The 23,842-nt window shown below is 31.1% G+C and carries 27 protein-coding genes, 1 pseudogene and 1 other annotated feature; of the genes and pseudogenes, 20 read left to right on the plus strand and 8 right to left on the minus strand.

Annotated elements, in window-relative coordinates; genetic code table 11:
• Positions 1–114 precede the first annotated feature (114 nt).
• The 5 genes from BN1865_RS04625 (at position 115) to BN1865_RS04645 (ending at position 2,892) form a co-directional block, all read left to right on the plus strand.
• A complete protein-coding gene (locus BN1865_RS04625) occupies positions 115–681 on the plus strand; it encodes a hypothetical protein (RefSeq protein WP_050636091.1) in 567 nt (188 codons plus the stop codon).
• A gap of 89 nt (positions 682–770) precedes the next feature.
• Positions 771–1,235: a helix-turn-helix transcriptional regulator gene (locus BN1865_RS04630; protein ID WP_050636092.1), complete on the plus strand. Its 465-nt coding sequence runs from the start codon at positions 771–773 to the stop codon at positions 1,233–1,235.
• The gene (locus tag BN1865_RS04635) at positions 1,232–1,558 is read left to right on the plus strand and encodes a hypothetical protein (RefSeq protein ID WP_050636093.1); all 327 of its coding nucleotides are present in this window, start codon (positions 1,232–1,234) and stop codon (positions 1,556–1,558) included. Before BN1865_RS04630 ends, BN1865_RS04635 begins: the two co-directional genes overlap by 4 nt.
• Before the next feature lie 121 nt (positions 1,559–1,679).
• Positions 1,680–2,324 (plus strand): TetR/AcrR family transcriptional regulator, encoded by a 645-nt coding sequence (locus tag BN1865_RS18920; protein WP_050636094.1) that lies wholly within the window; start codon positions 1,680–1,682, stop codon positions 2,322–2,324.
• Positions 2,317–2,892: a flavodoxin family protein gene (locus tag BN1865_RS04645; protein ID WP_050636095.1), complete on the plus strand. Its 576-nt coding sequence runs from the start codon at positions 2,317–2,319 to the stop codon at positions 2,890–2,892. The genes BN1865_RS18920 and BN1865_RS04645 overlap by 8 nt, the downstream gene beginning before the upstream one ends.
• Before the next feature lie 36 nt (positions 2,893–2,928).
• Here the strand turns inward: BN1865_RS04645 and trpS are convergent, their stop codons facing one another.
• Entirely contained in the window at positions 2,929–3,918 is a 990-nt protein-coding gene (trpS, locus tag BN1865_RS04650) for a tryptophan--tRNA ligase (RefSeq protein ID WP_050636749.1), read from the minus strand.
• 36 nt (positions 3,919–3,954) lie between these two features.
• Positions 3,955–4,155 (minus strand) — a binding site (T-box leader).
• A gap of 104 nt (positions 4,156–4,259) precedes the next feature.
• On the opposite strand from trpS, the gene spx reads away from it, so the two are divergent.
• The 4 genes from spx (at position 4,260) to BN1865_RS04670 (ending at position 7,920) form a co-directional block, all read left to right on the plus strand.
• Complete coding sequence (spx, locus tag BN1865_RS04655; protein ID WP_050636096.1) at positions 4,260–4,715, plus strand: transcriptional regulator Spx; 456 nt, start codon at positions 4,260–4,262, stop codon at positions 4,713–4,715.
• Between the two features lie 206 nt (positions 4,716–4,921).
• Complete coding sequence (locus tag BN1865_RS04660; RefSeq protein WP_050636097.1) at positions 4,922–5,878, plus strand: N(4)-(beta-N-acetylglucosaminyl)-L-asparaginase; 957 nt, start codon at positions 4,922–4,924, stop codon at positions 5,876–5,878.
• Positions 5,879–6,307: 429 nt separating this feature from the next.
• Entirely contained in the window at positions 6,308–7,048 is a 741-nt protein-coding gene (locus tag BN1865_RS04665) for a copper homeostasis protein CutC (RefSeq protein WP_050636098.1), read from the plus strand.
• Entirely contained in the window at positions 7,045–7,920 is an 876-nt protein-coding gene (locus BN1865_RS04670; protein ID WP_050636099.1) for a YitT family protein, read from the plus strand. Before BN1865_RS04665 ends, BN1865_RS04670 begins: the two co-directional genes overlap by 4 nt.
• Before the next feature lie 6 nt (positions 7,921–7,926).
• On the opposite strand, the gene BN1865_RS04675 is transcribed toward BN1865_RS04670, so the two are convergent.
• Positions 7,927–8,487 (minus strand): CYTH domain-containing protein, encoded by a 561-nt coding sequence (locus BN1865_RS04675; protein ID WP_050636100.1) that lies wholly within the window; start codon positions 8,485–8,487, stop codon positions 7,927–7,929.
• A 77-nt stretch (positions 8,488–8,564) separates the two neighbouring features.
• Between BN1865_RS04675 and BN1865_RS04680 the strand changes: the two genes are divergently transcribed.
• Positions 8,565–9,341 carry an NAD kinase gene (locus BN1865_RS04680; protein ID WP_050636101.1) on the plus strand — a complete coding sequence of 259 codons (777 nt, stop codon included), beginning with the start codon at positions 8,565–8,567 and terminating at the stop codon, positions 9,339–9,341.
• Positions 9,338–10,171 carry an RluA family pseudouridine synthase gene (locus BN1865_RS04685; protein ID WP_050636102.1) on the plus strand — a complete coding sequence of 278 codons (834 nt, stop codon included), beginning with the start codon at positions 9,338–9,340 and terminating at the stop codon, positions 10,169–10,171. The genes BN1865_RS04680 and BN1865_RS04685 overlap by 4 nt, the downstream gene beginning before the upstream one ends.
• Here the strand turns inward: BN1865_RS04685 and BN1865_RS04690 are convergent.
• Positions 10,168–11,373, minus strand: coding sequence for an FtsW/RodA/SpoVE family cell cycle protein (locus BN1865_RS04690; protein WP_050636103.1), 1,206 nt, complete (start codon positions 11,371–11,373; stop codon positions 10,168–10,170). The two genes, BN1865_RS04685 and BN1865_RS04690, sit on opposite strands and share 4 nt — an antisense overlap.
• An 80-nt stretch (positions 11,374–11,453) precedes the next feature.
• On the opposite strand from BN1865_RS04690, the gene BN1865_RS04695 reads away from it, so the two are divergent.
• From BN1865_RS04695 to pflA, 3 genes are all read left to right on the plus strand, one after another.
• Positions 11,454–11,798, plus strand: coding sequence for a PTS transporter subunit EIIB (locus tag BN1865_RS04695; protein ID WP_050636104.1), 345 nt, complete (start codon positions 11,454–11,456; stop codon positions 11,796–11,798).
• Positions 11,799–12,070: 272 nt separating this feature from the next.
• Positions 12,071–14,323: a formate C-acetyltransferase gene (pflB, locus tag BN1865_RS04700; protein WP_050636105.1), complete on the plus strand. Its 2,253-nt coding sequence runs from the start codon at positions 12,071–12,073 to the stop codon at positions 14,321–14,323.
• Between the two features lie 64 nt (positions 14,324–14,387).
• Positions 14,388–15,146, plus strand: coding sequence for a pyruvate formate-lyase-activating protein (pflA, locus tag BN1865_RS04705; protein ID WP_050636106.1), 759 nt, complete (start codon positions 14,388–14,390; stop codon positions 15,144–15,146).
• Between the two features lie 119 nt (positions 15,147–15,265).
• Here the strand turns inward: pflA and BN1865_RS04710 are convergent, their stop codons facing one another.
• Positions 15,266–15,700, minus strand: coding sequence for a MarR family winged helix-turn-helix transcriptional regulator (locus BN1865_RS04710; RefSeq protein ID WP_050636107.1), 435 nt, complete (start codon positions 15,698–15,700; stop codon positions 15,266–15,268).
• Positions 15,701–15,846: 146 nt separating this feature from the next.
• On the opposite strand from BN1865_RS04710, the gene BN1865_RS04715 reads away from it, so the two are divergent.
• Positions 15,847–16,899, plus strand: a complete 1,053-nt coding sequence (locus BN1865_RS04715; RefSeq protein WP_050636108.1) for an FUSC family protein — start codon at positions 15,847–15,849, stop codon at positions 16,897–16,899.
• 20 nt (positions 16,900–16,919) lie between these two features.
• Here the strand turns inward: BN1865_RS04715 and BN1865_RS04720 are convergent, their stop codons facing one another.
• The 3 genes from BN1865_RS04720 to BN1865_RS04730 are packed head-to-tail and all read right to left on the minus strand — an operon-like array spanning position 16,920 to position 18,812.
• On the minus strand, positions 16,920–17,657 hold the full coding sequence (locus BN1865_RS04720) for an ABC transporter permease (protein ID WP_050636109.1): 738 nt from the start codon (positions 17,655–17,657) through the stop codon (positions 16,920–16,922).
• Entirely contained in the window at positions 17,654–18,385 is a 732-nt protein-coding gene (locus tag BN1865_RS04725; RefSeq protein ID WP_050636110.1) for an ABC transporter ATP-binding protein, read from the minus strand. Before BN1865_RS04725 ends, BN1865_RS04720 begins: the two co-directional genes overlap by 4 nt.
• Positions 18,354–18,812, minus strand: a complete 459-nt coding sequence (locus tag BN1865_RS04730) for a helix-turn-helix domain-containing protein (protein ID WP_232780330.1) — start codon at positions 18,810–18,812, stop codon at positions 18,354–18,356. Before BN1865_RS04730 ends, BN1865_RS04725 begins: the two co-directional genes overlap by 32 nt.
• Positions 18,813–19,395: 583 nt before the next feature.
• Here BN1865_RS04730 and BN1865_RS04735 point away from each other — a divergent pair.
• Positions 19,396–20,279, plus strand: a pseudogene (locus BN1865_RS04735) (virulence RhuM family protein).
• A gap of 295 nt (positions 20,280–20,574) precedes the next feature.
• Positions 20,575–20,793, plus strand: coding sequence for a YciI family protein (locus BN1865_RS04740; protein WP_198527237.1), 219 nt, complete (start codon positions 20,575–20,577; stop codon positions 20,791–20,793).
• Here BN1865_RS04740 and BN1865_RS18705 read toward each other — a convergent pair.
• Positions 20,786–21,016, minus strand: a complete 231-nt coding sequence (locus BN1865_RS18705; RefSeq protein WP_232780331.1) for a helix-turn-helix domain-containing protein — start codon at positions 21,014–21,016, stop codon at positions 20,786–20,788. The two genes, BN1865_RS04740 and BN1865_RS18705, sit on opposite strands and share 8 nt — an antisense overlap.
• 195 nt (positions 21,017–21,211) lie before the next feature.
• Here BN1865_RS18705 and BN1865_RS04745 point away from each other — a divergent pair, with 195 nt between their 5' ends.
• The 3 genes from BN1865_RS04745 to BN1865_RS04755 all read left to right on the plus strand — a co-directional run bounded on the left by BN1865_RS04745 (position 21,212) and on the right by BN1865_RS04755 (position 23,781).
• Positions 21,212–21,724: a nitroreductase family protein gene (locus BN1865_RS04745; protein ID WP_050636112.1), complete on the plus strand. Its 513-nt coding sequence runs from the start codon at positions 21,212–21,214 to the stop codon at positions 21,722–21,724.
• A 117-nt stretch (positions 21,725–21,841) separates the two neighbouring features.
• Positions 21,842–22,468 (plus strand): HAD family hydrolase, encoded by a 627-nt coding sequence (locus BN1865_RS04750; RefSeq protein ID WP_050636113.1) that lies wholly within the window; start codon positions 21,842–21,844, stop codon positions 22,466–22,468.
• A 77-nt stretch (positions 22,469–22,545) separates the two neighbouring features.
• Positions 22,546–23,781: a metallophosphoesterase gene (locus tag BN1865_RS04755; protein ID WP_050636114.1), complete on the plus strand. Its 1,236-nt coding sequence runs from the start codon at positions 22,546–22,548 to the stop codon at positions 23,779–23,781.
• Positions 23,782–23,842 lie beyond the last annotated feature (61 nt).

Consider the following 23,842-nt stretch of genomic DNA (forward strand, 5'->3'; position numbering starts at 1 on the left):
TCATTGTTTTTACTATATTCATTATATATGAAATTTCTAAAAAAACCTAGAAAGAATTATATTTAATCATTTTTAAGGAATACTAGACATAAAATAGAAAACAGGGGGTTAAATATGTTTTTAGTTAATTTTGTATATGATGATGAAGAGTTACTGGAACCCTATGAATGGCAAGATGATGATTGTTTTGAAGAATTTTATTATCTTCCTATTTATCGTGTGACTTTAGAACAATTACATGATTTTATTTATGCCCAAATGTGTATAGAAAATTGTGAAGATACACATTTTATAGTTGGAGATGGACATTATAGTGTTGTTATTGAAATAAAAGATCAAAGAATAGCACGTAGGGGAACCGTTTCATATGTTCAAAGAGAAATGATTAATCATATTATTATGTCTTTAGGATTGACTTATTTTGAATATCGTATTATTGAAGAGGCTTATGAAAAAGAATTTGGTTTAACAAGAGAGGAAAGAATGAAGAAGATTTGTATTGAAGAAGTTATTGATGAAATTTTTGTAGTTCATTATGAATTGTTTTTAGAGTTGTGTGATCAATTAAATATTAAGGAAGAAGGTCCTAGTGAACAATACTTAGCATTAAAGAATAAGATTGATAAAGGCTATTCTTCATTACATGAATTATTATATCGTGAATTGATTCAAAAACGTTAAATGTTAAAAGAATTAGACATATTGCTAAAGAAATTTGCTAGGCAATCATGTCTTTTTTCTTTATAATAAAAGTACATTGGAGGGATATTATGTTAGGTGAAAAATTAATGCGATTAAGAAAGAAACAGGGTTATAGTCAACAGGAAGTCGCAGATTTACTTTCAGTAACAAGACAGACAATATCAAACTGGGAATCTGAACAAGGGGTCCCAGGAATTGATAAAGCAAAAATGTTAGCACAGTTATATAATGTGAGTTTAGATGATCTTGCTGAAAATGATGTAGAAGTTGTTACCAAAGAAAAAAGTTATAAAGATTTACATTTGCTTTCTTATTTAATTGGAAAGACTTGTATTCTTGAATGTTATGATAGTTCGTTATTATTTGATGCATCGAATAGTTCAAAAGTTAAAGTTATTGATGTCAATGAAGATTGGATAAAAGTTGAATATCAACGTACTGCATCACATTCACTCTTTAAAAAAGAATCAGTGATAAAATTAATTGATTTATCAGATGTCAATGGTTTTGAAATTATGGAGGATAATTTATGAGTGGGATTGGGATTATTCTGACACTTATTGTTGCTTGTTGTATTTTAAAAGAAGTTAAGAAACTTAATAAGAGTGAAGGTATGACAAAAGAAGAAATTATGGTAAGACAAATGTTAGCTGGATTGGTTCAACAAAAATGTGAGATTGTTATGAAAGAACCATCATGGCTTATCGATATCCCTTATAGTGTTGAGGGAATTATAAAAGATATTGATGATGAATGGGTTTTAATTTCGATTCAAAAATCTAAAAAAGAAATATTAAAAATGTTACGTATATCAATGATCAAAGATGTTAAGGAAATTGGAGAAAAAAGTCATTAAAGTCCTGTTTTTCTCCAATTTCTTTTTGAATTTAGAAAAGAAATTGATTGCATGTTAAGGTTGACAATGAGGATGATTTGCATATAATTAAACCGAGAGTTTAATTAATGGAGGGACAGAAATGGGAAGACGAAAAAAACAACCTTGTTATATTCATAGAGAGAATATTGCAACATCTGCACATCAGCTGTTTATGAGTAAAGGAATTGAACAGACATCTATGAATGATATTGCCAAAGCAGCAGGTTACAGCAAGGCAACATTATATGTATATTTTCAAAATAAAGAAGAAATTATTGCATTATTGGTTCTTGAAAGTATGAAAAAGTTAGATGAATATATAACATCAGCACTTGAAAAAGAGAAGAAGGCTAAAGCACGTTATGAAATGATTTGTCAGTCATTAGTTCATTATCAGGAACAATTTCCCTTTTACTTTGAAATGGTACTTGATGAAATTAATATTAATTGGCAAAAGAGTCATTGTGTGGCAGAAGAACAGGAAACATTTCGGGTAGGAGAAAGCATAAATGAAAAACTTGGACAATTTATCCAAGAAGGAATACAAAATGGAGAGTTAAGAAAAGATATTCAGATCATTTCTACCATTATGGCATTTTGGGGAATGTTATCAGGGCTTATTCAATTAGGAGTAAAAAAGGAATTATATATTAAACAAGAACTTCATTTATCTAAACAGAGTTTTTTACAATATGGATTTGATACATTGTATCGTTCTATAACTATGGAGGGGAAAAATGAGTAAAAAAAGATTATTAGCCATTTTAGGTAGCCCACATCATAATGGAGCAACAGGAAGTCTATTGAATTATATTTTAAAAGAAGCAAAGAAAAAGGGATGGGACATTAATAAAGTCAATCTCTATGAAAAAGAAATTGCATATTGCAGAGGATGTAGAAGATGTCTGAGTACAAAGGAGTGTATTCAAAAGGATGATATTGGTGAAATTGCTGAATTATTAAAAGAATGTGATTTGGTTATTTTAGCTGCTCCTACTTATTGGGCAAATGTTCCAGCTATTGTTAAAAATATGTTTGATCGTTTACTAGGTGTTGTGATGGAGGAGACAGGTCAATTTCCTAAGCCTCGTCTGTCTTCTCAACAAAAATATTTTCTTATAACAGCCTGCAATACACCTTTTCCATTTTCATTTTTATGTGGTCAAAGTCGAGGAACAATTCGGGCTATGAAAGAGTTTTTTAAGACAGCTGGATTGAGTTATTTGGGAAAGATTGTTTTGACAAATTATAAAGGTAATTTAAAAATATCTCAAAAATTAAAAAACAAAGTCAAAAAAATATTAGAAGAATGAAAGAAGATATGAAAAAAGGAATCAATAATGATTCCTTTATCTTTTCTTGATTGTAATTCCAATTTTTCTTTCGACTTTCGCTAATTTCTTTCTTGCGATAGGTCTTGCCTTATTGGCACCAGCTTCTAAGACATCATCTAAATAACTACCTGTTGTAATTTCCTTATAGCGTGCTTGAATGTTTTCTAGTTCTGCACCAACGATTTCGGCTAAATCAGTTTTAAATTCACCATAACCTTTTCCATCATATTCTTTTTCAATATCCTCAATTGTTTTTCCTGATAAAATAGAATAGATCTCTAATAGATTGGAAATACCAGGTTTGTTTTGAGGATCATAGTGAATATGCCCATCGCTGTCAGTAACAGCTGATTTGATTTTCTTTTTAGAAACATTAATATCATCAAGAATATAAATTGTTCCTTTCCCAGCTTCATCTGATTTAGACATTTTTTTAGTTGGATTTTGTAAATCCATAATTCTTCCTCCCACTTTAGCAATTAAAGGTTCAGGAAGTTTAAATGTTTCACTATAACGTGAATTAAATCTTTCTGCCACATCACGACATAATTCAACATGCTGTTTTTGATCTTCACCGACTGGAACATAATCAGGATCATACATTAAAATATCAGCATTCATAAGTGATGGATAATTGAAAATACCAGCCCCAATAACTTCGTTTTTTGAAGCTTTATCTTTATATTGTGTCATACGAGATAATTCACCCATAGAGACCATACATCCTAAATACCAACCAAGTTGAGCATGTTCTAAGACATCGGATTGTAAAAAGAGTGTCACTTTTTCAGGATCTAATCCAGCAGCAATATATAAAGCAATCAAATCTTTTGTATTTTGTCTTAATTCTTTTGGTTCCTGGTAGATTGTCATTGAGTGTAAATTGGCAATAAAAATAAACATTTCATATTCATCCTGATAAGAAACAAATGGCTTAATAGCCCCAATATAGTTTCCTAAAGTTACACGACCAGTTGGTTTAATTCCACTTAACATTCTTTTCATCATTATTTCCTCCTTAAAATAAAAAAACATCCTTATAAAAAGGACGTTTGAACGCGGTACCACCTTTATTCATATCATTTGATATGCACTTTCATCTTAACGCGATTAACGATAAATAACTCTTGCTATTTATGACTCCAGAATCCCAATTCATCTATGTCTATGACTTGTTTTCACCAACCACAAGTTCTCTATATTCATTCAACATAAATTACTTCATTCCTTCTTTGTCTTTATTGTCATTATAGAAGTCTTTCTGCTAAAAATCAAGAGATTATCGAAAAAAGAATTTCATAAATAAACAAAATGATGTATAATATGAAATGCGAGGAGATGATATTATGATTAGAATATATACAGCACCAAGTTGTGCATCATGTCGTAAGGTAAAGGCTTGGTTAAAAGAACACCAAATCCCTTATGTAGAAAAAAACATCTTTTCAACCCTTTTAAGAGAAACAGAATTACGAGAACTTTTAGAAAGAAGTGAAAATGGAACAGATGATATTATTTCTAAGAGATCTAAAATTATAAAAGAAAATCAAGTTGATATAGACGATATGTCAGTTAATCAACTGATTCATTTTATTCAAGAGAATCCATCGATTTTAAAACGACCAATCATCATTGATGAAAGACGTTTCCAGGTTGGATATAATGCTGAAGAAATAAGAGCGTTTATTCCACGAGAGTTAAGAAGGTTGCAAGAATGCGATAATAGTGATTTCTGTCCACAGTTTACAGATATCAAAACAGAATACTATAAAGATAAACAGGCGGACTGCCCTCAAGATTAAAATAACATGGCAGATTATATTCTGCCTGTTTTTTTAATTGAAACAATTTCAAAAAATTTTGAAACCTTAAATCCTGATTGCATTTTATTTGGACCTCAAGTAAAATAATCATTAGAGGATAGAGTAAATGACTATCAAAAAAAGTTATGAAGAAAATGAAAAAACTGGGATATTCTCAGTTTTATTTGTTAAAGGAGGTTAAAATTATGTGGGGTATTATTGCTACTTGGCGTATGGCAGTAGAAGGAATTAGTGAAGCAAGTGAAATTTTAGAAAATCATGGTGATGCTGGTGATGCAATTGAAACTGCCATTAGAGCAGTTGAAGATTTTGAGTATTATAAATCAGTAGGTTATGGAGGGCTTCCTAATGAGGATATGGAAGTTGAATTGGATGCTGCTTTTATGGATGGGAATACTTTTGATATTGGAGCAGTTGCAGCTATTAAAGATTTTGCAAATCCAGTTTCGATTGCGAGACGATTAGCAAAAGAAAAAGTCAATTGCATGTTAGTTGGAGAAGGTGCAGAAAGATTTGCTCATAAAGAAGGTTTTGAAAGAAAAAACATGTTAACAGATCGTGCCAAAATTCATTATAAAAATCGTGTCAAAGAAGTTCAGGATCAAGTGATTAAGCCTTATGCTGGACATGATACAGTAGGGATGGTTTGTCTGGATATGAGTGGAAAAATGACAGCTGCAACATCGACAAGTGGATTGTTTATGAAGAAGAAGGGGCGTGTTGGTGATTCTCCAATCGTTGGGTCTGGCTTTTATGTAGATTCCACTGTTGGTGGTGCAAGCGCAACGGGTCTAGGTGAAGATTTAATGAAAGGCTGTATTTCTTATGAAATTGTTCGTCTGATGAAAGAGGGAATGCACCCACAAGCTGCATGTGAAAAAGCTGTTCAAGAATTAGATAAAACATTAAAACAAAGAAGAGGAAGTGCAGGAGACTTATCTTTAATTGCAATGAATAATAAAGGTGAATGGGGTGTAGCAACAAATATTGAAGGTTTTTCTTTTGCTGTTGCAACTGCGTCACAAAAACCGATTGTTTATTTAACAAAGCTCATTGATGGAAAATGCCAGCATGAAGTCGCAAGTCAAGAATGGTTAGATAACTATATGAAAACAAGAATGGCACCTTTAGAAGAGAAATAATGTAAAAAAGATATTGCAGTCATTGATAAACAAATTTTGAAGTTGTTCAAAAGATGAGAATTTTAAATAAAGAATAGGAATGGTTATAGAGGAAATGAAATTATTGTTCTAAGGATAATAAAGAATCAATATTAAGTTGTTTATATGTTCACTATGCGTTAAAATTATTATAGGTAGAGGTTAAAGAAACCAGTGCGTATGATTTGAGGTTATGATGAGTAAACTGAATGTAGAGATTGAAATATTATCTTCAATATGAATGGTTACTGATAAAAATAATTTGGATGAATTTCTGACTTTTGTGAATACTTGTTTTATGAAAAGATATAAGTCATTAACTCAATCAATGAATAGTGAGGATATCCATACAAATACAAAAATATACACTCCTGGTATCTATTATCTTGCAAACATATAGGAGGTCAAGACATGGAAAGAATAGTTGAAATTTGTTGTGGCAGTTATGAAGATGCATTGAATGCATATCGTGGTGGAGCATCACGTATTGAACTCAATAGTGGACTTTATTTAGGTGGCTTAACACCAAGTTTAGGAACTTTAATTCTGACTAAGCAAAATACAGAGTTAAAAGTTATAGCAATGTTACGTCCAAGAGGAGCAGGTTTTCATTATACTGATGATGAATTTGAAGTGATGAAAAATGATGCGGTTTTGATGATGGAACATGGAGCAGATGGAATTGCCTTTGGATGTTTAGATGAGAATGGAAATATTGATGTAAAACAAACACAACAAATCATTAATATTGTGAAAGAATTTGATGGAGAAGTTGTTTTTCATCGTGCTTTTGATTGTGTTAAGGATCCTTATCAAGCCATTGAAAAATTAATTGATATGGGTGTTCACCGTATTTTAACAAGTGGACTTCAACCTAAGGCAGTAGATGGTAAAGAATTGATTAAAGATTTACAAATGAAATATGGAGATCAAATTGAAATCTTGGCAGGTAGTGGCATCAATGCTGACAATGCTTTGGAAATGATGAATGATACAGGGATTAGCCAAGTTCATAGTTCTTGCAAAGATTGGGTCAATGATCCAACAACGAAATGTCATGCTGTATCTTTTGGTTATGCAACACATCCTCATGAAATGGATTATGATGTTGTGAGTCAGGAATTCGTGGAGAAGATTGTGAATAGTCTATGATAAGAAATTTAAGAAAAAATAAGCAGATAAGATTGTTGATTACACTTGTTTGTGTAATTGTTGCAGCTTTTTTACAGGCTTATGTGATTCAGGTTTTTATTCAGCCTGCTGATCTTCTGTCAAGTGGATTTACAGGTGTAGCTTTATTGATTGAAAAAATAACATCTACATATTTAGGTTTCTCTTTTTCAACTTCACTTGGAATGATTTTATTAAATGTTCCAGTAGCCATGATTTGTTATAAGAGTATTAGTCCTAAATTTACGTTCTTTTCTTTATTAGAAGTCTTTTTAGCCAGTTTCTTTTTAAGAGTTATTCATTTTTCACCTATTTTTGATGATGTTTTATTAAACATCGCTTTTGGTGGTTTTGCATATGGTTTATTAACTGTTATTGCTTTAAGAGGCAATGCTTCAACAGGTGGAACAGACTTTATTGCTTTATATGTTTCTAATAAAAAAGGAAGAGCTATCTGGGAGTATGTCTTCTTGTTCAATACAGTTATTTTGGTTATTTTTGGTTTTATGTTTGGATGGGAACATGCTGGATACTCCATTCTTTTTCAGTTTATTTCTACCCGCACAATTGATTCGTTCTACCATCGCTATGAACGTGTCACTTTACAGGTCACAACAACACATGCTCAAAAAGTCATTGATGCCTATGTTCAACACTATCGTCATGGTATTTCATGTGTTGATGCAATGGGAGGATATAGTCAAAAACCAATGAATCTACTGCATACTGTTGTCTCAAGTTATGAAGTTCAGGATATTATTGATTTAATGAGAGAAGTCGATCCAAAAGTGATTGTCAATGTATTAAAAACTGAAAATTTCTTTGGTGGTTTTTATCAGGCACCAATAGAATAAAGAGTCTTAGATGGCATCTAAGACTCTTTTGATTTTACTATCACAGTTTTTGATATACTGAAGATGATATGGCTTGATAATTTCTAAAAATCTAATATAACCTGTATCTTCATGATAAACCTCAAATTCTAGTTCATAATCTTTTTGCTGAAGATACGTATTTTCATCCAGTGATAAAATACCTTCTTCAAATTCAATATCATAACGATGTGTTGTTAAAGAAAATTGTTGTTTTAAATCTTTCAAATCAATTCCTTCTTTTTTTAATATATCTACAATTTCATTATGAAGTTCATGATTTTGATAAAAATGTTCTTTGTCTTGAACTGATAAAAGAATATTGGTTTCGATACGATGATCATTGATAGGTCTTTTTAAAGTCATTTCATATTGATTGTTTTTACTTCTTACACGTAGCATGTATTTTTTTTGTTGTAAGAGAGGATGAGTAAAATAATCATTGATTTGGATATAATCCTCTTTAATGCGACTATGATAGTCGTTTAAAATTTGATGAAAAATATCTTTTGTAAGTAAAATCTTATATTCAATTTCTATATGTTCCATTCTTATCACCATTCTTATTTTATCTTTTATTGAATTATATTTCAATTATTATATAATAAAGAAAAGTGGGTGAAAAAATGAAAAGGTATGCAACTGTTTGTAAACTTGATGAGTGTTCAAAAAAATTAGAACAGAAAATAAAAAAGGAACTTGATACTTTTATGACTTATGATGAAGACAATCCAGAACTTGTGATTAGTGTTGGTGGGGATGGAACAGTTCTTTATAGTGTACATAAGTATATTCACCAATTAGATCAGGTTTCTTTTATTGGTATTCATAGTGGAACGCTAGGGTTTTTAACGGATTATCAAAAGGACGAATATATGGATCTGGTTCATGATATACGATTAGATGAATTTAAAACTTATAATCGTTGTTTATTAGAAGTGAAAACACATGATGAAACATATATGGCTTTAAATGAAGTAAGATTAGAAAATAATCGTCGCTCACAAGTTTTGGGAGTTTATATTAATGGTGATTTTTTTGAAACATTTAGGGGAAATGGTTTATGTGTATCAACAGCTTCAGGGTCAACTGCTTATAATAAATCATTAGGGGGAGCAGTTATTAATTCTGGAGCAGGATTAATGCAGTTAAGTGAAATTGCTGGGATACATCATAATGCTTATCGTTCTTTAGGGTCACCACTTATTTTAGATTGGACGCATATTATTCATTTAGAATCTGAGAATTTTGATGGTTCTATTTTAGGAATTGATACATTGGTTGTTGATTTAAAAGGAGCAGGATCTGTTGATATATCTTTAGCAAAGCAAAGAGCAAGATTTGTTCAATACAAACGTGTTCCTTATATTGAAAGACTCAAAAGAGCGTATTTAAGTGAATGAAAAGACAATGGATTGTAGAAGCTCAACATGCTCAAATCAGAATTGATGATTTTGCTTATCAGCATGGAATGAGTCGAAAAACTTTAAAGGATATTAAATTACGCGGGGATATACTTGTAGATAATGTTCATCGTACTGTGAGATATTTATTGCAGCCTGGAGAGGTTGTCACCTTCTTATATCCTGATGAAATCAATCAAATAAAAGCGGTCAATATTCCATTACAAATTATTTATGAAGATGACTATTTATTGGTTGTTCATAAACCCAAAGGACTTCCTTGTATTCCCACAAAAGCCCATCCTTATTATACCCTTGCAAATGCCTTGACATATTATTATCAGCAAATTCATCTTCCTTCAACAGTTCATCTTGTGAATCGTTTAGATAAAGATACATCCGGATTGTTGATAGTTGCTAAATATCGAGATATTCATGATTGTATGATGAAAGATTTTCAGCATATCTATCGGCAATATCAAGCCCATGTTCATGGTCGTGTTGAGCAGGGGACAATTCGTTTACCTATTTATTGTGAAGGTCAGGGGATGACAAGAATTATTGATGAAAGAGGAAAGGATTCGTGTACACATTATAAGTGCCTTGATTATAAGCAAGATACATCGCTAGTAGAGTTTGTTTTAGAAACAGGACGGACTCATCAAATTCGAGTTCATATGAAGGCTATTGGTCATCCATTGATAGGGGATGAACTATATGGTGATGGACAGGGAATATTTGATTTAGAGAGTGTTATGGTTGCATTTCAACATCCAGTGACAAAACAAATAAAGGTTATTAAAAAGGGAAACAGAAATGTTTCCCTTTAGAGTCTTAGTCTATTTTTAACAATGTTATTTTGACTATTCATGTCAATAAACATTCCAATTGCAATCATATATGATAATAATGATGAACCACCATAGGATATAAATGGAAGCGTGATTCCAGTAATAGGAAGTAATCCTAAAATCATACCCATATTCCATAATTGCTGAAAGATGAGCATACCAAAGATTCCCATAGTAAAGAATTTATCATGATCATTTGTAGAATCAAAGCCAATCTTTAAAATAACTAAATCCAGTCCTACAATAGCTAAAATAGTGAATAATCCACCAATATAACCATAGTCTGTTAAAATAACAGCAAAGATAAAATCAGTTTGGGCTTCTGGAAAGACTTTAATGACCTGTTGAAAACCATGACCAAACCAGCCAGCAGTTCCATAAGATAATAATGAGTAAAATAATTGAAAACCTTGATTACCAACCGTTCCTTCCGGATCTACCCAGCCATAAAACCTATCTGATTTATGTCCGCTCATAAACTTTGCAAAAATATCAGGCTGATATATAAATAAATAGACACCTATACCAATCACAATAGCAACTAAAATAAATCCAACAGTAAACCATTGCCCACGTAATCCACTAGAAAATAATACAAAAGCAACACCAATTAATATAATCAATACAACTCCAGTATCATTTTGTAAATAAACAAGCAGAGCTGGTGGTAAAACAACGGCCATACATTTTAAAATATATTTGAATTCAGTTTCAAAAGTTCTTACCAAATAATAATCATTGTATTCTTTTGTAATTCTTGCAAGAGCAATGACAATTGCTATTTTCATAAATTCAGATGGCTGAAAACTAAAACCAGGGAAATTAAACCATGATGTTGCACCACCTGCAGTATTAACAAATGGAATAATGTGATGACCAGTCCATATTCTTGTATAAATAAAGTGTTCTATAGCCAAAATAATAAGGAAAACCATTAATGCACCATAAATCAACCATATTTTATCATAAATCTGTTCATTCCCAACTTTATAGATAATAAAAACAAGAACAGCAGATATAACATAAAACACCCCTTGTTTTAACCATAGGGTATCAGGATTCCCAACTTTATTTGATATTAAAGGAGCGGCATTTAAGATTGCAAAGCAACTAATGGCTGCTAATATACAAACAATTGGAATTAATGGTTGGTTAAGACATAGCTTTTTTATTTTTTCCACTTTGTTGCTCCTTTCTTTTTTTGTCATCTTATAGTATACTATAAAAAAGAAATACTTCAATCAAAAAAGGATGTGAATATATGGAATTTGAATATGTTTTGATATTTATTGGAATTGCCTTAGCTCTTATTTTACTTTATTATGGTTTTACACGTTTTATTAAAAATAAAGATTTAAAACAAGAGGTAAGCTCAACTGTAGATATTCAAAAACTGTTAGAAGCATTAGGTGGAAAAGATAACATTACTGCTGTTAAAAGTTCTCCATCAAAATTAACAGTATCGTTGAAATCGCATGAGAAAATTGATGTAGAAACGATTCAGGCATTAGGAGCAAGTGGAATTGTTGAAGGAAAAGATAATCTTTCAATGATTTTTGGAAAACAATCAGTACTTATTGAAGATGATTTAAGAAAGTATTTATAAAATGAAGGAATAAACATAACTCTAAGGAAATGTTTATTCTTTTTTTTGATATCTTGTGAAAAAATTATAAAGGAAATAGAGCAAATGAATGGACGAAACAAAGGATATTTGTTATAGTGAAGTTGTCGCAAAGATAATACTCAGAAACAAGCATTCTAACTCATAGAAAATGGCTGATTATTCATCAAAAAAAGTGTCATTTTTCATTGTGCATAAGTAGTAAGAGTGCTATAATGGGTGAGGAATTTAATTTCAAGGAGGAAACAAAAAACATGTTAGAGAAAGAACAATGGAAAGGGTTCAAGGGTAGAATTTGGAAAGAAGAAGTGAATACACGTGACTTCATCCAAAACAACTATAAACCTTATGAAGGTGATGCTTCATTCTTGGCTGAACCTACTGAAGCAACAAATAAATTATGGGGAAAATTACAGGAACTTCAAAAAGAAGAACGTGCTAAAGGTGGAGTTCTTGATATGGAAACTCACATTGTATCAGGATTAACTGCTTATGGTGCTGGATACATTGATGAAAGTATGAAAGATTTAGAAACAGTTGTTGGTTTACAAACTGATAAGCCATTAAAAAGAGCATTTATGCCTTATGGTGGTATTAAAATGGCTGAACAAGCTTGTGAAACTTATGGTTATACACCAGATCCTGAATTACACAAGATCTTTACTGAATACCATAAAACACACAACCAAGGTGTTTTTGATGTTTATACACCAGAAATTAGAAAAGCACGTCGTAATAAAGTCATTACTGGACTTCCAGATACTTATGGACGTGGACGTATCGTAGGTGATTATCGTCGTGTTGCTTTATACGGAATTGATTTCTTAATGGAAGAAAAATTAAAAGATTTCAATAACTGTGGTAGCGGATCAATGAAAGAAGACGTTATCCGTAAACGTGAAGAAATTGCTGAACAATATAAAGCATTAGGTGGTATGAAAAAGATGGCTGAAGCTTATGGTTTCGATATCTCTCAACCTGCTAAAGATGCTAGAGAAGCTGTTCAATGGTTATACTTTGGATATTTGGCTGCTATTAAAACACAAAATGGTGCAGCTATGTCAGTTGGACGTGTGTCAACTTTCTTAGATATCTATATCCAAAGAGATTTAGATAATGGATTATTAACTGAAGAACAAGCACAAGAATTAATTGACCATTTCGTTATGAAATGTAGAATGGTTAAGTTTGCAAGAATTCCTTCTTACAATCAATTATTCTCTGGTGACCCAGTATGGGCAACACTTGAAGTCGCTGGACTTGGAACTGACGGACGTTCAATGGTTACTAAAAATGATTTCCGTTTCTTACACACACTTGAAAACATGGGACCTTCTCCAGAACCAAACTTAACAGTATTATATACTGAAGCTTTACCAGAAAACTTTAAGAAATATGCTGCTAAGATTTCTGTAGATACAAGCTCAATTCAATATGAAAATGATGATGTTATGAGACCTGTATGGGGAGATGACTATTCAATTTGTTGTTGTGTTTCTGCAACTCAAACTGGTAAAGAAATGCAATTCTTTGGAGCACGTGCTAACTTAGCAAAATGTTTATTATATGCAATCAATGGTGGGGTAGATGAAAAATCTAAAGACCAAGTTGCTCCTAAATATCGTCCAATTACATCTGAATATTTAGATTATGATGAAGTTATGGATGCTTATGACCAAATGATGGAATGGTTAGCTGATATTTATGTTAATACATTGAACTTAATTCAATATATGCATGATAAATATTATTATGAAGCAGCTGAAATGGCTTTAATTGATACTGAAGTAAGACGTACATTTGCTACTGGTATTGCTGGATTCTCTCATGTTGTAGATTCAATCAGTGCTATCAAATATGCAAAAGTAAAAACTATTCGTGATGAAGATGGTCTTGTTATTGATTATGAAGTAGAAGGAGATTTCCCTCGTTATGGTAATGATGATGATCGTGCAGATGATATTGCTGTATGGTTACTTGGAACATTCTTAACTAAACTTAAGAAACATCATACTTACCGTGATAGTGAACCAACAACTTCTATCTTAACAATTACTTCTAACGTTGTTTATGGTAAAGCAACAGGTGCATTACCTGATGGTCGTAAAGCTGGGGAACCTTTAGCTCCAGGTGGAAACCCATCTTATGGTGCAGAACAAAATGGTTTATTGGCTTCATTAAACTCTGTTGCTAAACTTCCTTATGAATGGGCATTAGATGGTATTTCTAATACACAAACAATTAATCCTGATGCATTAGGACATGATGAAGAAGAAAGAGTTAACAACTTAGTTACTGTTTTAGATGGATACTTTAGACAAGGTGCTCATCACTTAAATGTAAATGTATTTGGAAAAGAAAAATTATATGATGCTATGGAACATCCAGAAAAAGAAGAATATGCAAACTTCACAATTCGTGTATCTGGATATGCTGTTAAATTCATTGACTTAACTAGAGAACAACAATTAGATGTTATCGCTAGAACTTGTCATGATCATATGTAATCATTAAGAATTTGATAAAGATGAAACAGTCTCTTTTATAGAGGCTGTTTTTATAGGAGATTAAATGGAAAAGAAAAAAGGAAGAATTCATTCAATTGAAAGTTTTGGTTCAGTAGATGGACCAGGCGTAAGATATATTTATTTCTTACATGGTTGTCCTTTAAGATGTCAATTTTGTCATAACCCAGATACATGGGGATCAGAAAAGTACCAGGAAATGACTGCTGAAGAAGCTTTAAAACAGGCTATGAAATATCAAAGTTATTGGGGTGATAAGGGCGGACTGACAATCAGTGGAGGAGAGCCTTTGATGCAGATTGATTTCTTATTAGAGTTATTTAAACTTGCTAAAAAAGAAGGAATACATACATGCATTGATACGAGTGGGGGTTGTTTTACAAGAGCAGAACCTTTCTTCTCAAAATTTGAAGAATTAATGCAATATACTGATTTGTTATTGGTTGATATTAAAGAAATTAATAATGATAGACATTTATTATTAACTGGAAAAGATAATGCGCCTATCTTAGATATGGCTCAATATCTTTCAGATATTCAAAAACCTGTATGGATTAGACATGTTCTTGTTCCTCAAAGAAGTGATTTTGATGAAGATTTAAAAGCCTTAGATAGCTTTATTAAATCATTGAATAATGTAGAAAGAGTAGAAGTCTTACCTTATCATACATTAGGTACATTTAAGTGGAAAGAATTAGGAATTGATTATCCATTAGAAGGAATTAATCCACCGGATGCTACACGTATAGCGAATGCAAATCAATTGCTTCATGTTCAAGATTATCAAGGGTTTAAAAATAAATAAGCATAAAAGTATCTCAATTGAAAAATTGAGATACTTTTTATTTGAATTTGAGTATTTTGCTTATCAATTTTTAATAAGAAAGTGATGATCATGAAAAATGATGAATCACTATAAAAAATTTAATCCCATTTTTTTAATAATCTTAATAAAACAGCAATAGCTTCATTAAACTCAGCTTGTTCATCTAAGGTAAGATGCTGTTGGATTTGTTTTTGAAGTGCAGTTGTATCTAAGGGATTATCTTTTATAAATTGTTGACCTTTTTGATTAATGCAGATAAGAATACTGCGACGATCAAGAGGGTCATTTTTACGGTCAATGAGTTGATATTGATAAAGTTTATCAATCATTTGTGTTGCTTGTTGTTTACTTAAGCGTAATTGTTTAGCAATTTCACTCATTTTCATATCACCTTGTTTTTCAAGTATCAAAAGACAAAAATATGTTTCATAACTAACATTTTTATTTTTTTGATTTTGTTTAATACTTCTTTCTATTTTATAGTGCCAGTGCGGTAGAATGTGAATAATATTTTTATGTAAAGTGCTGTTCATTGATAATCCTCCTATTATGAATATTGACATTTAAATGAATATTGTTATAATAGTAAATAAAAGTTTACTATTAATATTTATTTACTATATATTAATCATAATGGATTTGATTTTAAAAATCAAGTCAAAAGAAAGGATGATGATTGATGATGTTTCTTCATAAAGAGAGTTTTATTGGACAATTGTTTTATAATGCTTTTCGTTTTATGATAAGCGTAGGATTTGTAACCTTATTTCAGGTATTATTTGGAATTGAAAATACGCTATTAGGTGTTGCTATTGGTGTTGGATTTACTATGTTGCCAATGTGTCATCTGGATATAAAACCGATGACAATGTTTTGGATTATTGTTTTATTATATGGTGGCAGCTCGTTTGTTGCACAAATCAGTATGATAAATCCATGGTTGGCTTTTATTTGTGATTTCCTATTCTTAAGTTTCATTATTTTATTAACAACAGAGCCAATAGAATATCAGACAAACATTACTTTTCTTTTATGTTTTGTTTTTAGTCAATCAACGCTTGTTTCCTGGAACCAATTCCCCATGCGTGCTATTTCAGGAATTATTGGAGGATTATTTGTTGGTGGATGTGTCTTATTGAATTGGTATCGTCATGGATATGGTGGAGAGATAGGATTTAAACAGCAAATATTACGTTGTCAGGTGAATCGTAGTTATTTATTGCGAATGGCTTTTGGTGTTTCTATAGCAATGCTTATTGGAACATTATTTCATATTAGCAAACCATTGTGGATAAGTATTGTCGTGATGTCATTGACACAGTTAGAATTTAAAGAAACACTAACAAGAATTAAGCATCGTTTTGTTGGGACTTTAGTAGGAATTGTTCTTTTCTTTATCTTTTTTCAATATCTCATTCCTCAACAGTATGCTATATTGGTTGTCATGTTTCTAGGGTATATGGGATTTTTTCTACCTGAATATAAGTACAAACAAGTGATAAATGCTGTGAGTGCGTTAAATGCTTCATTGGTTATTTTAGATACGAAAACAGCTATTGAAAATCGTATGATTTGTTTAATTGCTGGAATTTTAATTGTTCTTTGTATTTATATGATAACAAAGCTTATAAGAAATTTACATTTAAAATCACTCGCATATATGAAACAAAAAACTGATGATTTTTTTGATCGTTTAGAAATAAAAAAGTATGATTTGAATCCACCTAGATGATAGGGGTTCAAATCATATTTTTATGATTTATGTGTTTTTTTCATGAAAACATAAATGGATATTGCAATAATAATGATTGCATAACCAATAACCCATATAAGTTCTCCAAAAACATGTGCATAATCATGGGCAATGATTAATCGACCGACATTAACAGCGTGAACAAATGGTAACATGTTGGCAAAACTTTCAAACCAGCCACCCACTAATGATGTATCGAACCAAATACCTGATAACCAGGCACTGATATTGGTAAGCAAGGCACCACATGCTCCACCTACTTGTTTTTCATTGAAAAGGGCACCACACAAGATACCAATGCCAATAAAAAGAAGAGCAGCAGGTAATGATGCAATAATTGCATAGAAAATGGATATATCTAATGGTAATCCTAGAAAGACTGCACAGATAAAACAACCGATTGATTCTAATAAAGCCATTGGAATTAAGGGCAGTATATAGCCTAGAATAAAATGACTAGATGTCATAGGTGAACTCATTAAACGCATCATAAATGAACTATTACGGTCTTTAGATATCAATAATCCACTAAACAATGAAATAAAGGAAAGTCCAAAAATAGCCATACCAGGTGCTAGTTTTTCAATTGCAAAAGGCCCCTGATTATTTGGAATATGAGATTGGATAAAAGTTAATAAGAGTAACAATATAACTGGAAAGACAATTCCAAAAATAATACTAAGAATATCTCGAGAGATTTCTTTGGCATTTCTTTTGGCAAAAATAAGTGTTTTCATAAAATGCCTCCTTGTTGACTTAACTTCACAAATGCATCTTCAAAACAAATTGTATTTGTCTGTTGAAGCAGTTCTTCAACGCTACCACTTGCTACCAGTTTTCCCTGATTCATAATACCAATATGATCACTTAAAGATTCCGCTTCTTCTAAATAATGCGTTGTGAGGATAATTGTCATTTGTTTTTTTAATTGAACAATCAAATTCCAAAGTTCACGTCTAGCCAGGACATCCAATCCTAATGTTGGTTCATCTAAAAATAAAATTTTAGGTTCGCTAATAATTGCCATTGCAATAGATAAGCGTCTTTGATATCCTCCAGATAGTGTTCCGGCTTTTTGATGAGCAACTGAAGATAACTGCAAAGTATCCATAATATCTTTTGTTTTTTGCTTTGCAGTCAATTTATCAAAGCCATAGATTTCAGCCATAAATATTAAATTTTCTTGAACACTCAACATTGGAGCAACCGCTGTTTCTTGTGGTGATATATTGATAATTTGTTTAATATTTTGTGATTGTGTAAGTAAATCATAATTATAAATTTGTGCATCGCCAGATGTCGGTTTGATAAGACATGATAACATTTTTAATGTTGTTGTTTTTCCAGCACCATTAACTCCTAATAATGAATAAAGTTCTCCATCCATAATTTCTATATTAAGATTTGTAACAGCATTGATATGCTGATAACTTTTACAAAGATGGGTCGTTTTGATGGCTATCATTAGAAATACCTCCCATAGCTAAAATTTCTTCAGCCATTTTCATAAATACTGTACTTTTAACAAGGGCAATTCCACCTTGTTCTTCATCGCCTAAGACAATCAGACTTTCTCCAGGATGAAAATCAAAAATATCTCTTGCTTTTTTAGGAATCACAATTTGCCCACGTTCACCAACAGTAACATTCCCAAAAATATGTTTTCCTATTGGTGGAACAGCATATCCTTTTTGATCTTGATCATGATGGACTAAATCATCAATAGTCACTCCATATAATTTTGATAAAGCTATGGAATTCATCAAATCAGGAACAGTCTCTCCATTCTCCCATTTTGCAACAGCTTGACGAGATACCCCGATTTTTTCTGCAACTTCTTCTAATGTGAAGTGATGTGCATTTCTTAAAAACATTAAATTCTTACTAATCATATTTTTCATACCTCCCTATATTTATAAGTATACACTACTTTTCAGATGAATCCACCAACCCATAATAACAACTTTTGTTATCTTTGATTTACAAGATATCTGCTTTGTATACTTTGTAGTGAATAAAATACGAATGTGTTCTTTTGCTTGTGAACAAAATCATCCCGCTGTATAATAAAATAGGAAGTTAAAATGATTTGAAGAGGAAATAAAAAAAGATATCAAGTTATTTCAATATCTCATCGAAGCATTATATAAACAAACCGTTTTAAGTTCAATTGTACGAAACCGTATGAAGTTTCTATGATGACCTTTTTTCTTTACAAGGTGAAACTTATCAAAATAAATTTTACTTATTGCATTATTTTGCTATGCTTGAAAGTGAGATAAAAAACATTCAATAATTAACCGTAAGTGAAATTGGGTGAATAGAAGAAAATAGTCATATTCATTTATTATAAAGTGAAAGTAGGAGTGATTGAAGATGGATAATTCAAAAATGGTAATTTATACAACAGAAGACGGATTGGTAAAAATTGAAACAACATTTAATTCCGAAACAGTTTGGTTATCATTAGATCAAATGTCCACTTTGTTTCAAAGAGATAAATCAACTATATCAAGACATATTAAAAATATTTTTGATGAAGGAGAACTTATTCGTGAAGCAACTGTTGCAAAATTTGCAACAGTTCAAAATGAAGGTGATAGACAGGTAGAAAGAAATATAGAATATTTCAATCTAGATGTTATTATCTCTGTGGGATATCGTGTGAAATCAAAGCGAGGAGTTCAATTTAGAATTTGGGCAACAAATCTTATTAAGGAGTATATGAAAAAAGGATTTGTTCTTGATGATGATCGTTTAAAAGAATTAGGTGGTGGCGGATACTTCAAAGAATTACTTGAAAGAATTCGTGATATTCGTGCTTCAGAAAAAGTATTTTATAGACAGATACTTGAAATATATGCCACAAGTATTGATTATGATCCAACAGCTGATGTATCTATTCAATTCTTTAGAAAAGTACAAAATAAAATTCATTATGCAATTCATGGAGAAACGCTGCAGAAGTTATCTATCATAGAGCTGATGCTGAAAAAGAATTCATGGGATTAACTACTTTTTCTGGTAATCAACCGACATTAAAAGAAACTAAAATCGCAAAGAATTACTTAAATGAAAAAGAATTAAAGGCAATGGGACAGCTAGTATCAGGATATCTTGATTTTGCTGAAAGACAGGCTGAGCGAGAACAAGTAATGACAATGGAAGATTGGATAAAACACTTAGACAACATTCTAACGGTTACTGGAGAACAATTACTAACTGGTAATGGTTTGATTTCACATCAAAAAGCTATGAAGAAAGCTGAAACAGAGTACAAGAAATATAAAGCAAAGACATTAAGTGATGTTGAAAAGGATTATTTAGAAGTCATTAGAAAACTTGATAATTTGAAGTAATTCAATACATTGCGATTTTGATTGGAAAAGAATTATGATTTTATAAGACAGTGGTGTTTAACTGATAATGTTTAAAGGTGATTTTTTCAAGTTGATACTAAAATCTTGGGAAGTGCTTTTATTTTAATATTATTAATTCGCAAAATAGAAAAATACATAAAATATGAGTACATAAAAGCTATTCTAATAGAGTGTATTAACTCGAATAGGTCAGCAAAATAACATATTGGAACAAATTTGAATAGTATCTGATATGAAAAAGGTAAATTAAAGTTTAATAGGAGGAAATTTTATTGTGAAAAAATTTATTATTTTACGAAATAAAAGAAAGGGGGAATTGCAAGCTGAATTATTAAGATCGCATGTTAATCATTTGAGAGAATTAAATAAATTAGGCATTTTATTTTTGTGCGGTCCATTTGCAGATAATAATGACGCCATGAAGATCATAAAAGCAAATAGTTTTAAAGAGGCAGATAAAATAGCAAATTTAGATCCATTTACAATTAATTAATATTATCTTGAATATGAGATTCATGAACTAATTGAAGCAAATGAGAATAATGATTTTTTGTTAAGTAACACTTTAGATAAATTGCTTGTTGAATAAATAAAATAAATATGTGATTGAAATTAAAGTTTGTCTCGCCATTTTCCCATTTTGCGACGGCTTGACGAGAGCTACCAATTTTTTCAGCAACATCTTCTAATAAAAACATTAAATTCTTACTAATCATATTTTTCATACCTCCCTATATCTATAAGTATATACTACTTTTGAGATGAATCCACCAACCCACAATAACAACTTTTGTTACGTTTGATTGACACAATCATTCATTTTATATAAAAAAATGAATGTGCTCTTTTGCTTGTGAACAAAATCATCAAGCAGTATAATTATTCTATAGATAAACAAGGAGGAATTTTGGATGAATGAAACAGTAAAAAATTTAATAAATAGAAAAAGTTGTAAGAGTTATCAGACAAAACATGTTCCTAAAGAATTGATTGATGAGATTGTTGCTGCTGGATTGAATGCACCTTCTGGTATGAATTTGCAAACGCCACGATTTGTGGTAGTGACGCATCAGGATATGGTTAAAAAATTATCTGATATGAATGGGGCAATTGCGAATATGCCATTTGATCCATTCTATGGAGCTCGGGATGTTATTATTGTGCTTGCAAAAAAAGAAGGAACTTATCTTTATGATGGCAGTCTTGCTATGGGAAATCTTATGAATGCAGCATGGGCAATGGGAATTGATTCACGTTGGATACATCGTGCTAAGGAAATTTTTGCTAGTGAGGAAGGTCAGCAACTTTTGAAGGACTGGGGTATTGAAGAAGAGGTTGAAGGCATCGGTTTTTGTATTCTTGGATATGCTAAAGAAGAGAAAGAAAAAACAGAAATCAAGACAGGTAGAGTATTCTATGTTTAAGATAGATGCGTTATTTTGAACAGTTGATTGATATCTTCAACTGTTTTTGCGTCTTGAAAATATGTGTGTTGTTTGTAAAGGATTATATGAAAATAAAGAAAAGGATAGGAAATGATAATGAAAAAGTATAAAGCGATTATATATGATATTGATGGAACAGTTTTAAATACATTAAATATGAATATGTATCCATTAATGAAAATTATAAAAGAAGAACTAGGAGAAGATTGGTCTTTTGAGGATGTTTTAAAGTTTGCCTCTTATCCCGGAATGAAGGTCATGGAGGAACTCCATATTCAGGATAAAGAAAAAACTTATGAAAGATGGGTAAAGTATGTCAATGAATATGAAGAAGGGGCATCACTTTATGATGGATTTGAAGAAGTCTTTAAGCAGTTTGAAAAGGCAGGTATTATTCAAGCAGTTGTTTCAGCCAAAACAAAAGAACAATACCAAATTGATATGGTAGAAAAAGGGTTAGATAAATATATGCAGGCAACAATATTGGCAGATGATACAGATAAACATAAACCAGATCCCCAACCGCTATTAGAATGTTTAAAAAGATTACAAGTGAATCCTGAAGAAGCGATTTATATTGGTGATGCAAAATCAGATGAATTGGCATCTTTAAATGCACATATTGATTTTGGATATGCAAAGTGGGGAAATGTTAATAAAGAGGAAATGAAAGATGCAGCATTTGTTTTTGAACAACCACTTGATTTATTGGAATTACTATAAAATAGAGATATAAGATTCTGATGAAAAGACAGCCTTTAAACTTCAAAAATTGATAACATCATGAATGGGGTGAGAAAATGAAAAAGATAATAAGTATGATTGTGACTTTGATGCTTTTATGTGCTTGTGTTCAAAAGCCTTTGGTTGCTCATCAGGAATTAAAACTTGTTATTGCAAGTGATATTCACTATTTTTTAAAAGATTATTATCAAGAATGTGAATGGTTTGAAGAAAGTATGATGTATAGTGATGGAAAGATGGTAACATATGCTGATAAGATTTTAGATGCATTTGTTGCTGAAATGAAAATTCAAAAACCAGATTTGATTATTTTGACTGGTGATTTATCTTTTAATGGTGAAAAAGGTAGTCATCAGGGATTGGCAGAGCATTTAATGAAGTTAAAAGATGAGGGCATTCATGTTGCGGTTTTACCTGGTAATCATGATGTAGATAATATCAATGCAAAAGGTTATGGTAAAGATGACTATATGGAAGTTGCAAAAACAGATGCTAAGGATTTTGAAAATATTTATCAGGATTTAGGATATGATATAGCTGTTAATAAACATGAAAATTCATTGAGTTATCGTATTGATTTGAATGACGATTATTCATTGGTTATGTTGGATACAACATCTCATGAACAGACAACACAAACAGCATTGGATATAGGTGGACTGTTAAGCGAAAAGACATATTCATGGTTACAAACAGAACTAGGTCAGATTGAAAAAGAAAATCGTCGTCCTCTTATTGCGATGCATCATAATTTAGTAGATCATAATGAATTGTTAAATCGAGGATATACAATTAGGGATAATCAAAAGATAATAGAATTATTTGAGCAATATCATGTTCCTTTTGTTTTCAGTGGACATATTCATTGTCAAAATATAAAAAAAGCAAATACAATCTATGATATTGCTTCATCATCTTTATTAGATGCCCCATTACAATATGGAATTGTAGAACTCAATGCAACAGCTATGAATTATCAGACTCATTCTTTAAAAATATCAAAAGATGCAAATCAATATTTTGATGAAGTGTCAAGAAATCGCTTTATGGAATCTTTTGAAACTGTTAAGGATCAAAAAAGACGTGATGCTATGTTAGATGTTTTAGTGAAAGCAAATCGTTATTTCTTTGCCGGTGAGATGAATGAACATATTGATGAAATAAAGAATATGGCAGGTTATTCTTATTTCTATGATAAACAGATGGGATTAGATAGTTTTTATCGTCAATATTTAGAGAGTATGTTAAATGAGAAGGAATCTTCACAGAATTTGACATTAAAGTTTTCATAATATAGTGCTTTTTATTTATATATAAACATGATAAAATAAATGCGAGGTAGTGAAGGAGGAG

Origin of the sequence: Candidatus Stoquefichus sp. SB1 (assembly GCF_001244545.1) — a bacterium.
Taxonomy (GTDB): Bacteria; Bacillota_I; Bacilli_A; order Erysipelotrichales; family Coprobacillaceae; genus Stoquefichus.